The organism is Pseudoalteromonas sp. 5Ae-yellow (assembly GCF_014077565.1).
Taxonomy (GTDB): domain Bacteria; phylum Pseudomonadota; class Gammaproteobacteria; order Enterobacterales; family Alteromonadaceae; genus Pseudoalteromonas.
On record NZ_JACGWD010000101.1, the window covers coordinates 1 to 11,465 of the forward strand.

Genomic DNA, 11,465 nt, shown 5'->3' on the forward strand with positions numbered 1-11,465 from the left:
GATAGCCACGCGGTATGAAAAGCTTGAACGAAATTATCATTCAATGCTCGCTTTAGCATTTACTATGATGTGGCTACCAATGTGGGCTGATTGATATATGTACTACAAAGATCAACAGCCCCTAGTCGTTTTCTTAAGCTACTTCCTTTATTTTATCTATTAATATACGCACTTGTAACAGTTGCTTACAAATGTCACCTTAATGTTTCATATGGCTCTGGTATTATGACGTTAATAGAATTTTGAGGATAATAGGATATGCAAACAAATTCACTTAGATGGGTTTTTCCATTTGTAGCACTAGTTGTTGGTGTTGTTGGCTTTATGGGAATAAATGCCATTGCACAAGAGCCAGAAAAAAAAGAAGTAATTGATACTCGTCCAACAGTGCAAGTTGAGCCAGTGGCTGCAAACGATCATCAAGTTATTATTAATAGCTACGGTGAAGTAAAGCCACTTGAAAATACACAACTCTCGGCGCAGGTGTCGGGTGAAGTGCTAAGTTGGCATCCTAATTTTGTAGCCGGTGGAATCGTTGCTCGCGGTGAGACGTTGTTTACTATCGAAAAAGATAACTATGAAGCAGCAGTACTTGTTGCTGAGGCCGAAATAGCTCGCGCACAGGCAGGCTTAATTGAAGAACAAGCCCAAGCCCAAGTAGCCGCAGATGAAGCAAAGCGTTTTCCTGGTAAAGCGCGTACCGACTTATTTTTACGTAAGCCTCAAGTGTTAAGTGCGCAGGCATCTGTAAAGTCGGCGCAAGCTGCATTAAAACGTGCACAACGTGACTTAGATAATTGTGAAGTAACAGCCCCTTACGATGCATTGGTTATTAGCCGAAATGTAGGTGTGGGTCAATTTGTAACTATGGGTTCGCAAGTTGCTGAACTCAATAATATTGAAACTGCTGAAGTGATTATTCCTATAGCAGGGTTCGATAGCGTTTTTTTGCCAGAGCGTATTAAAGGTATTACCGCAACGATTATTCAAAAGGGCCTAAACAGCTTCACTCGTGAAGGTGTAATTGACCGTGACTTAGGGATTGTTGATAACGCTACCCGTATGAGCAGTTTAGTAGTACGTATAGAAGACCCATACGGTCTTAAAAACATACAACCAGCCATTAAGTTTGGCAGCTACGTGCAGGTAAACTTTGCAGGTGCAATGCTTAATAATATTTACCGTTTACCGCAAGCTTTGGTTAACAATCAAACTGTGTGGGTAGTAAACGAAAATCAAGAACTAGAGCCTCGCAAAGTAACGGTTATTCGTGAAGAGGGTGAGTATTTTTATATTAGCAGTGGTTTAAATGCCGATGACAAACTCGTTATTACTTTACCTGAATACCCGCAAAAAGGAATGCAGGTTAAAATTGCAGGTGTAGCTGCAAAACCTGAAAGCTCAGAAACGAGCACTTCAAACACGCAACAGCTGTAGGGTCTAATAATTATGAGCGAGTCAATACAACAAAAACAAACAGGGCTAATTGCCTACTTTGCTAATAATTCAGTAGCCGCTAATTTAATGATGTTTTTTATCATTATTATGGGGGCTATAAGTTACTTTACGATTCAGCGCCAAATGTTTCCTAATGTAGAGATTAACTACATTAATATTGAGGCTAATTACCCCGGTGCCTCTCCTCAGGAAATAGAAGAAAGTATTCTCATAAAAGTTGAAGAGTCACTTAAAGATATAACCGAAATTAAAAAAGGCGTGTATCGCGCATTTAGAAATGGCGGTACAGCAAGCCTAGAAATAAACACCGATGCAGAACTTACCGATGTACTTGATAAGGTAAAGCTACGCGTTGATGGCATTGCGACTTTTCCGGCGGGTATGGAACCGGTCACCATAAGTCAGGTTGAGTTTAGGCAAGATGTAATAGGCATGACACTGGTTGCTGACTTACCGCTTACGGAGCTTAAGCCGATAGCAAACCAAATAGAGGATGAGTTACTACAGTTATCTAACGTATCTTTGGTTGTAAACGATGTACCGCTTGATGAAATTGCTATTGAAATAGAGCCCGATACGCTTCGCCAATATAATTTAACCCTTAGTGATGTGATGAATGCGGTACGCCGTTACTCAGCTAACTTCTCTGCTGGGCAGCTAAAAACAGACGCAGGCGTTATTTCTGTTCGAGTAGAAAACCAGTTTTACTCAGGTGATGAGTTTAGGCAAATTCCGGTAAAAATTGGTGAGTATGGTGCTAAAGTTTTACTGCAAGATATTGCAGTTATTAAAGATCAGTTTACTGAAGGTGAGCGCTACTTTAAGTTTAATGGCGAAAACGCGGTGTATTTATCGGTTAAAGCAACGCAAGAACAAAACATGATTCCCGTTGCGGATTCGGTTAAAGCGTTTATTGATCAAAAAAATAAGCAGTTGCCGCCGGGTATTCGGTTAGAGCCATTAATGGACATGACATACTACCTAAATGCTCGCCTTGATATGATGAAAGCTAACCTGTTTCAAGGTGCCATTTTGGTGGCAATTATGTTGTCGTTATTCTTGCGTTTTAAACTAGCGCTTTGGGTAATGATTGGCTTACCTGTTTGTTTTTTAGGGGCTATGATGATGATGCCACTGTTTGGCATTAGCATTAATATTATTTCGTTATTCGCTTTTATAATGGTGCTCGGCATCGTGGTGGATGATGCCATCGTGATAGGGGAAGCTGCCTACACCGAAGTTGAAAAAAGCGGCGGTGGTGTAGAAAATGTTGTGCGTGGCGCTAACCGAGTCGCGACCCCTGCAACCTTTGGTGTGTTAACAACGATTGCTGTATTTGCACCATTCACAATGTCGAGCGGGCCAGAAAGTGCCTTCTTTTATGGTATAGCCGTTGTAGTAATGCTGTGTTTAGTATTTAGTTTGATTGAATCAAAGCTGATACTGCCAGCTCACATTGCTCATACGCACTTTTCGCCGATCAAAAAAGGTGGTTGGCGCGATCGCTTCAATACACGCTTTTTTGGTTTCGTAAATGGTCCATATAAACGTTTTATTGCTAAGTGTGTTGATTGGCGCTGGACTGTTTTGTTTGCTTTTATTGCAATGTTTATAATCAGTATTGCACTTATTACGTCTAATAAAGTACGTACAGTTCCAACTCCTAAAGTGCCGCATGACTTTCCACAAATACAAGTTGAAATGAACGACAACGTTTCTGATTTACAAACCATTGCCGCTATTCGCGAAATAGAAGCTATGGTACTTAGAGTCGATGAAGAAACAGAACGTGAATTTGGCCAAAAAATTATTCGTGATGTATTGGTATTTAACCAAGGCAGAACTGAGTCGCAGTTACTAGCTCCATTAGTTGACGAAGATTCACGTCCATACAATGCATTTGAGCTTTCTCGCCGATGGCGTGAGGCTATGCCGACTATTGCTGGTATTAAGTCGTTAACTATTCAAGACGATGTTGGTGGCGGCGGTGGTAATGGCGGCGGCGAGTTTGGCTATTTACTGTATGGCTCAGATATAGATACTTTAAATCAAGCGGGTCGTCGTTTTATTCAATTACTTCAACAGCAAAAAGGGTTGTTTGATATTAGCTCAACCATAGATCCTGCGAGCAAAGAAGTGCAAATGAGCCTTAAACCTGTTGCTTACGATTTAGGCTTAGATTTAGCAGGTATTGCAAATCAAGTGGGAGCCAGTTTTTATGGTGGCGAAGCGCAGCGCGTAATCCGAAGCGGCGAAGAAGTACGCGTAATGGTACGCTACCCTAAACTGACTCGTGAGGCATTTTCATCACTTAAACACACCGTGGTTACTACCCCGCAAGGGCGAGAAGTACTTCTTGGTGATGTAGTAGAATTAACCGAAACGCCAGGTATTAGCTATATACGCCGCGAAGGTGGCTACCGTACCGTATATGTTTATGGCAATATTGATGAAGAGCAAATTGAGCCGGGTGAAGTGGTTAAGCAAGTAAAAGAAAACTTACTGCCACAGCTAATAGAAGAATTCCCAAGTGTTAAATCAGAGCTTGGTGGCGCAATAGAAGAGCAGCAAGCTCAAGCTAATGAGCAAATAATGTTTTTTATTGGCGGAATGATTTTAGTATACATACTGCTAGCTGTGCCGCTTAAAAGCTATTCACAACCGCTTATTGTAATGTCGGTTATTCCGTTTAGTTTAACCGGGGCTATTTGGGGTCATTACTGGTTTGATTTAGATATGAGCTTAATGTCGGGATTTGGCTTAATTGCCGCAGCAGGTGTTGTTATAAATGATTCACTTGTAATGACCGATTATGTAAACCAAGTTCGCCGCGAAGGTGTTAGCGTTAAAAATGCAGTAATAGAAGCCGGTTGTGCCCGCTTTAGAGCAATACTATTAACGTCTATAACAACCTTTGCTGGTGTATTACCTATTATGTTTGAAACAAGCCTGCAGGCTAAGTTTGTAATACCAATGGCAGTAGCACTTGGCTTTGCTGTTATGTTTGCAACGTTAATAACGCTTATATTAGTACCGTGTTTATATATTATTTTGGGTGATATTGGTGCGTTATTTAAGCGCCCTTTTAAAAGCCGAGCTGCTAAGGTCTCGTAATAATACCAATTCGCAATAATACTTAATCATTTTACGGGGTTAACGTGTCGCTACCTACGTTAAAAAATTCTCATTTAGAACAACTAAATAGCGAATTTTTTGCCTAGCTATCAACACGTTTTTCCAGCCTCAAAATAGATCACTTAATTAAGCAAATTGGTATAAATATAAAACATAAAAAAAGCACTGACCGTTATTAACGCTCAGTGCTTTTTATTGTTGTTAAACTGGCTACAACAATAATTAATCTTTAAATTGCTTATGACAATCTTTACAGCCTTTAGCCCATGCGCCAAAAGCTTTACCAATTACGGCTTTATCGCCCGATTGAGCAGCTAACGCTAGCTTATCTGCATTTGCTGCAAAAGCATTCGCTTTTTCAACAAAGGTTGCATTTTCGGCCCAAACAGCAGCAAGTGCAGCTGTGTCGCCTTTATCTGTCCCTTCGTAAAACGCTTCCCATGGCATTTTTGAAAGTGCAGCAGCGTTGTTAGCACGCATTTTAAATTGCTCTGCGTCAAAAGGTACTTTACCTTTTAGCATTGCGCCCATGTCACCAATTTGTACTGAGATCATTGAAAACGCTGCTTGGCGGTATTCAATCGCGTCACTTGGTTCTTTAAATGCAGAATTTGCCGATACGCTAAGTGCACATGTAGCTAATGCTATACCTGCTAATACTTTTTTCAATTTCATGTTTGCCCCTTTTAAAGTAATTGTTAATCCTGTTCTATATTAGCTTCTTTGAATGTTCAAGTTAATATATGTGCTTAATAATTGTTTCTTTAACTAAGCATACAACGATTACTCTATCGTTACATCTATTGTCTTTATTGTTAATGACTGTAAACACCTCGTTGTTATTTTTATTCCTGTTGTGTAACGTCACACCATCATAAAAATAACTAACAAAGAGAGTTTATGAAAAATAATATTTTTAAAATGTCAGCATTGTCTGCTGCAATAGTGGTTTCACTTTCTGGTTGTGGAAGTAGTGATGACGATAAGAAAAACAGCGTACCATTAGTTACTGACGTAGCGCCTAAAGCGAGCGATGTAGTTGTTGTAGATTTAAAACAATGGATCCCTGTTACTGCAGAATTTAAAGCCAGTGATAACGATGGCGATGCACTTACATTTAGCTTCACTGAAAACGGTGAAGAAGTGGTTGCAGAAGATGGCGTATTCACATTTAGTCACGGTACTCTAACTGTAGAGGGAACATCATTTACTTATGTTCCAATGACGGATGATGATGCAGTTATTGATTACACTGTAAACGCAAATGGTAAAACGGCTTCTGCGCAAATAAGCATTTCAGGAGTTGTTGGTGACCCATTAGCAAATCAACAATGGCACCTAAATAATACAGGCCAAAAAGCATACTCATTAAGCGATGAAATGAAGCAGGGCTTAGTTAATTTATATGTAAATCTATTTGGCGATACAGAAGAAGAAGCGCAAGCAGATGTTGATGCTAGTTTTGCTAATGCAGAAGCTACAGGTTTGGTTGCTGGTGAAGATATGAATGTAACAGCCGCTTATGCTCAAGGCGTTACAGGAGCTGGTGTAACTGCTGTTGTTGTTGACTCGGGTATGGAAATTCGCCACGAAGACTTAGTAGATAACGTATTACCAAATCGTTCTTTAAACCTTAACGCTGAAGCGCTAGATCGTACAGACCCTACAAGTACATCAAACAGTGGTGACCACGGAACAAGTGTTGCCGGCTTAATTGCAGCAAAAGGTTGGAATGGCAAAGGCGGCCGTGGTGTTGCACCTGATGCAGGCTTAATCGGTATGAACTACCTTGGTGGAGATAAAGTAGCACAAACTGATTTACTTGCTCATGGCTTCCCTGGTAGTGGTATTAGTACGTCTGAAAATATTTCAGCCTTTAACCGTAGTTACGGTATTACGTTCCCTACGTTTATCGGTTATTCAGAGCTAGATGAAGCAATTGAGTCTTACCCTAACCTTAACCTTCGTGACGGTAAAGGTGCGCTAAATATGAAATCTAGCGGTAACTCATTTGAAGATGGTGGCGATGAAGGTTCTTTATGTGCTGACAATGGTGCAAATGACTTAGGTTTAACTTGTTATAATGGCGCTTTTGAGCCAAGCCAAGGCCACCCTTATTATTTAAGTGTTGCTGCAGTAAATGCTAATGGTAAACATACTAGCTATTCTACAGCGGGCGCTAACGTAATGGTGTCGGCTCCAGCGGGTGAGTATGGTCGTTTTGCTCCTGCAATGGTAACAACCGATCAAATGACTTGTATTAATGGTTATTCAGGTTTTAATGGTGGTTCTATTGCAGCATGGGCTGCTGCTTACGGTGAAGAGTTTGCTGCAAGTCAATATCCATTTAACTACCCAGGCCATGCAGACAATGCAAGCTGTAACTATACTTCAACGTTTAATGGTACATCATCTGCTGCGCCAAATGCATCGGGCGTGGTATCGTTAATTCTTTCGGCTAATCCAGATTTAACATGGCGTGACGTTCGCCATATCCTTGCATCAACTAGCACTTTAATAGATGCAGATAATGCTGCTGTTAAATTAACAGTTGGTGAAGGCGAATTTGTTGCTCACGACGGTTGGATTGAAAACTCTGCCGGTTATAACTTCAATAACTTATATGGTTTTGGTCGTGCTGATGCTGGAGCTGCGGTTTCTATGGCGAAGGCTTACGATGTTTCTTTAGGCGAACAAGTTATTACTCAGTGGAGCGGTGTTGGTTCAGTAATTGCTGAGGACGCACTTGCACTAGAAATTCCAGATAACAGTGCAACGGGTCTTACACAAGAAATTGAAGTGACGGAAGAGCTAAGCATTGAAGCAATGCAATTTAAGTTTGATGTAAGTAATGCTGAAATGGGCTTTGGCTTAAGCGATGGCACACAAACTTCAGCCGGAACAGATTTAGCTATAGAAGTTACATCGCCAGCGGGTACAAGAAGTGTATTACTGTCATCGAAGCAAGCTTTATTCTACCCAGCATATAGTTTCACTAGCAGTTGGAGTGTTGGCTATATACTAAAAGATGCAGTAATGCTTTCAAATGCGTTTTATGGTGAGTCGACTAAAGGCACTTGGACAGTTCGTTTACTAGATACGAGCGCAGATAGCTATGCACTTAGTAAAGGTGATGACAATGGTTTAGGTGTAGTAGGTATTAGCAATAATAGTTCAGCAAGTGTTTTAGGGGGTGTGTCTTTACGCGCATTCGGTCACGCAGGTCAAGAGTAAGGATTATGAAAATGAAAGTTAATAAATTAATCGTATTAAGTGCTGCTGCGTGTATTTCTTTAAGCGCTACGGCAAACACAAGCTTTGATAAAGAGCTTCAACTACCAAAGAAGCAAGCATCTAGCTTAAAGTATACTAAAGCTGATTTTGGTTCTTATAAAGTAGAGAGAAATTTGAGCCTAGTACCATCAAGTGTTGCTGCTGATGAGCATGTAGTTATGCAAAAAGGCGACATGGCGGTTGTTAATGTTGCAAGTACATCTGATGTAGTAACTAAAGGGTCATTAGTTCGTAATATTCTTACTAATAACTTAAGTTCTTTATCGGGTAATATTACGGTACTTTTAAAAGATGGTATTACTGCTAGCGACATTGCTGCAGCGGCTGGATTAAAAGTGGTGTCTGTATTTCCTGGTACTAAGATTGCCGTTTTAGCAGTGAATGATGGACAAGATATTTTAATTGCAGCAGAGCAGTTAAATGCTTCAGGTTATGCTAAAGAAGCTAGAATTGAAGTGCTAGAGACTATTTATACTGCACAATAAGTTATTTTATTAAATAAGCTTATTTAATAAAAACCCCGAGTAACATTAGTTGCTCGGGGTTTTTTATAAAAAATTAATCGTTTATATCAATATCTGCAAATATCATCCCGCGACGCATGCTGCGGGTTGCTAAGAACACCTCACCAAGTAACGACATAAATGCACATATAAGCAATGCCATCGCTGCTACAAAACAACAAGCAATGGTCACGCTTAAGTTAATTGATTGTATGTGCGACAAAAATAAAAACATAACCACAGCACATACAAGTAAGGCACTTAATACGCTTAAGCTAAAAGCAATATGTATACATCGAGATCTTTTTAATAAGGCGCGCAGCTCTGTTGCTAGCGACTTATTAAAATCGTCATCTGTATTTACTTTTAATCTTCGCTCAAGTAAGCGCGCTCTGTCGGTAATTCGTGCTAAGCGATTAGATAAAACACCTAAAGTTGCTGCTATACCTGTGATTAAAAATACGGGAGCAACGGCCGTTTGAATTACTTTTGCCATAGTTAAAATGTTAATTACTTCGCTATTCATTACTACCCTTAATCAGTTGAGCTTAAAAGTGATTTATATATCTACAGAGTACCTGATGTAGGCTTATTAAGAAAAGAGGAATTACGTTGATTTACTTTACATAGCTTCACAAACTAAATCACAACACAGGTTATTTTTAGGTATATTTAATTACTTAATAAAAAATAAAAATACAACAAGGACTTTGACTGATGAAACGTACTCCATTCGCACTCGCAGCACTATCACTCGCTATTTTAAGTGGCTGTAATCAAGCCCCTGAAGAAACCAAAAAAAGTAATACACAAGTTAAAACGGTTCAAGTTGCACAAGCTGTTGCGCCGGTTGCTAAAAAAGTGCCACATGAAATGACTATTCATGGTGATACACGCATTGATGATTACTATTGGCTACGTGATGATGAACGTAAAGCACCAGAGGTAATTAACTATTTAGAAGCTGAAAACACATACACTGATGCAATGCTCGCACATACTAAAACGCTGCAAAGTGAGTTGTTTGAAGAGCTAAAAGGGCGTATTCAAAAAGACGATGATTCGGTCCCAGTTAAAAACGGTGATTATTTTTACTCAACACAAACACGTGGCGATAACGAGTACACTACTTACTTACGCAGCAGCGATTTTGCAGGTACCGATCAGCAAGTTATTTTAGATGTAAATGAGCTTGCTAAAGGTCATGATTATTATGCAGTAAGTGGTTTAGATGTAAGCCCTAATGGCAATTTAATGGCTTATGGCGAAGATACTGTTAGTCGTCGGATTTATAGCGTAAAAATAAAAGATTTAACTACCGGTAAATTACTCGAAGACACACTTGAAGGCACCAACGGTGGCATTGTGTGGGCAAACGATAATAAAACGGTTTACTACATTAAAAAAGATTTACAAACTCTACTAGGTTACCAAGTGTATCGTCATACATTAGGTACATCGCAAGCTGATGATGAGCTAATTTACGAAGAAACTGATACCAGTTACTACATGGGTATGAGTAAAAGCAAAGATGAGTCAGAAATTTATATTTGGCACAGCAGCACGGCTGCATCAGGCGTATCTGTATTAAGTGCTGATGATACTAAGGCAATGCCTAAACGCTTAATTGAGCGCGAAGCAGGGCTTGAATATGATATTTCGAAGCTAGGGAATACTTACTACATTGTAACTAACTTAAATGCTGTAAATTTTCAGCTGATGAAAGTTGATATTGATAAAGCAGGCGACAAGGCTAATTGGCAAAGTGTGATCCCAGCGCGCGATGATATTAAACTCGAAGGCATTGATTTATTTAATGACTACTTAGTTTACCAAGAACGTGAAATGGGCCAATCAAAGTTGATTGCGCGTGATTTAAAAACAGGTAAAGAGTTACCACTGAGCTTTAACGATAGCGCTTATACAATTGGTACTTATGGCAATAACGATATAGATAGCAGCACGTTACGTGTTTACTACACAAGCATGACCACTCCGGGCTCATCGTACGATGTAGATTTAGCGACTGGCGATAAAACGCTTCTTAAGCAACAGGTTGTGTTAGGTGATTTTGATGCTGACAATTACGCTTCAGAGCGTATTTTTGTAACAGCACGCGATGGCATAAAAGTACCGGTAAGTTTAGTTTACCGTGAAGATACGTTTAAAAAAGATGGCACTAACCCGCTACTGCAATATGGCTATGGGTCGTACGGCGCAACCATGGATCCAACGTTCTCAAGCTCACGTTTAAGCTTGTTAGACCGTGGCTTTGTATTTGCAATTGCCCATGTACGTGGATCGCAAATGCTAGGTCGTCCTTGGTACGAAGACGGCAAGCTACTAACTAAAAAGAATACATTTAACGACTTTGTTGACGTAACTAAAGCACTGGTTTCTCAAAAGTATGGCGCAAAAGATAAAATATTTGCGTTAGGTGGCAGTGCTGGTGGCTTATTAATGGGCGCAGTAGCAAACCAAGCGCCTGAGCTTTATAAAGGTATGGTTGCTGCGGTACCGTTTGTAGATGTAGTGACAACGATGCTTGATGCGAGTATTCCGCTTACAACAAATGAATACGGCGAGTGGGGTAATCCGAACGAAAAAGCGTATTACGATTACATGCTGTCTTACTCGCCATACGACCAAGTATCTAAGCAAGCATATCCTAATATGTTAGTAACGACTGGCTTGCACGATTCGCAAGTTCAATACTTTGAGCCTGCAAAATGGGTTGCTAAGCTGCGTGACTATAAAACTGATGATAATAAGTTACTGTTTAAAATAGATATGGAAGCAGGGCACGGTGGTGCATCAGGTCGCTTTAAACGCTTAGAAGATACCGCGCTAAACTATGCATTTATGCTTGATTTAGCGGGTATTAAAAAGTAGTTACTCTTTATATTTAAATAGATTTAACTCAATAAGGTGCTTTTTAAGAAAGCACCTTTTTTTGTTTGCCCAGCGAAGCTGGCAAACCCGATAGGCTGAAAGATGCCTTATCACCCTGACTAAGGGGAAGATAATCTGAATGGCAAGGGCGTCACTGGCCAACGGTGGGGTCTGAAGGAAGCC

General features: G+C 40.1%; 7 protein-coding genes and 2 pseudogenes. 6 read left to right on the forward strand and 3 right to left on the reverse strand.

The genetic code is table 11. The features are described 5' to 3' along the window. The 3 genes and pseudogenes from H4J63_RS18565 to H4J63_RS18575 all read left to right on the forward strand — a co-directional run. A pseudogene (locus tag H4J63_RS18565) lies at window positions 1–94 on the forward strand (IS5/IS1182 family transposase); the annotation flags it as partial. Between the two features lie 164 nt (window positions 95–258). Beyond that, window positions 259–1,437 carry an efflux RND transporter periplasmic adaptor subunit gene (locus H4J63_RS18570; protein ID WP_024605417.1) on the forward strand — a complete coding sequence of 393 codons (1,179 nt, stop codon included), beginning with the start codon at window positions 259–261 and terminating at the stop codon, window positions 1,435–1,437. Window positions 1,438–1,449: 12 nt separating this feature from the next. Then, window positions 1,450–4,572, forward strand: coding sequence for an efflux RND transporter permease subunit (locus H4J63_RS18575; protein WP_182197930.1), 3,123 nt, complete (start codon window positions 1,450–1,452; stop codon window positions 4,570–4,572). Between the two features lie 243 nt (window positions 4,573–4,815). Here the strand turns inward: H4J63_RS18575 and H4J63_RS18580 are convergent, their stop codons facing one another. Then, on the reverse strand, window positions 4,816–5,268 hold the full coding sequence (locus tag H4J63_RS18580; protein WP_024598794.1) for a cytochrome c: 453 nt from the start codon (window positions 5,266–5,268) through the stop codon (window positions 4,816–4,818). A 225-nt stretch (window positions 5,269–5,493) separates the two neighbouring features. On the opposite strand from H4J63_RS18580, the gene H4J63_RS18585 reads away from it, so the two are divergent. Then, window positions 5,494–7,827 (forward strand): S8 family serine peptidase, encoded by a 2,334-nt coding sequence (locus tag H4J63_RS18585; RefSeq protein WP_182197932.1) that lies wholly within the window; start codon window positions 5,494–5,496, stop codon window positions 7,825–7,827. Window positions 7,828–7,838: 11 nt separating this feature from the next. After that, complete coding sequence (locus H4J63_RS18590) at window positions 7,839–8,372, forward strand: S8 family serine peptidase (protein WP_024598796.1); 534 nt, start codon at window positions 7,839–7,841, stop codon at window positions 8,370–8,372. A 73-nt stretch (window positions 8,373–8,445) separates the two neighbouring features. Here the strand turns inward: H4J63_RS18590 and H4J63_RS18595 are convergent, their stop codons facing one another. Next, the gene (locus H4J63_RS18595) at window positions 8,446–8,916 is read right to left on the reverse strand and encodes a DUF2721 domain-containing protein (protein WP_024589627.1); all 471 of its coding nucleotides are present in this window, start codon (window positions 8,914–8,916) and stop codon (window positions 8,446–8,448) included. A gap of 191 nt (window positions 8,917–9,107) precedes the next feature. Here H4J63_RS18595 and H4J63_RS18600 point away from each other — a divergent pair, with 191 nt between their 5' ends. Continuing rightward, window positions 9,108–11,282, forward strand: coding sequence for a S9 family peptidase (locus tag H4J63_RS18600; protein ID WP_182197934.1), 2,175 nt, complete (start codon window positions 9,108–9,110; stop codon window positions 11,280–11,282). On the opposite strand, the pseudogene H4J63_RS20130 reads toward H4J63_RS18600, so the two are convergent. Beyond that, a pseudogene (locus H4J63_RS20130) lies at window positions 11,283–11,465 on the reverse strand (hypothetical protein); the annotation flags it as partial.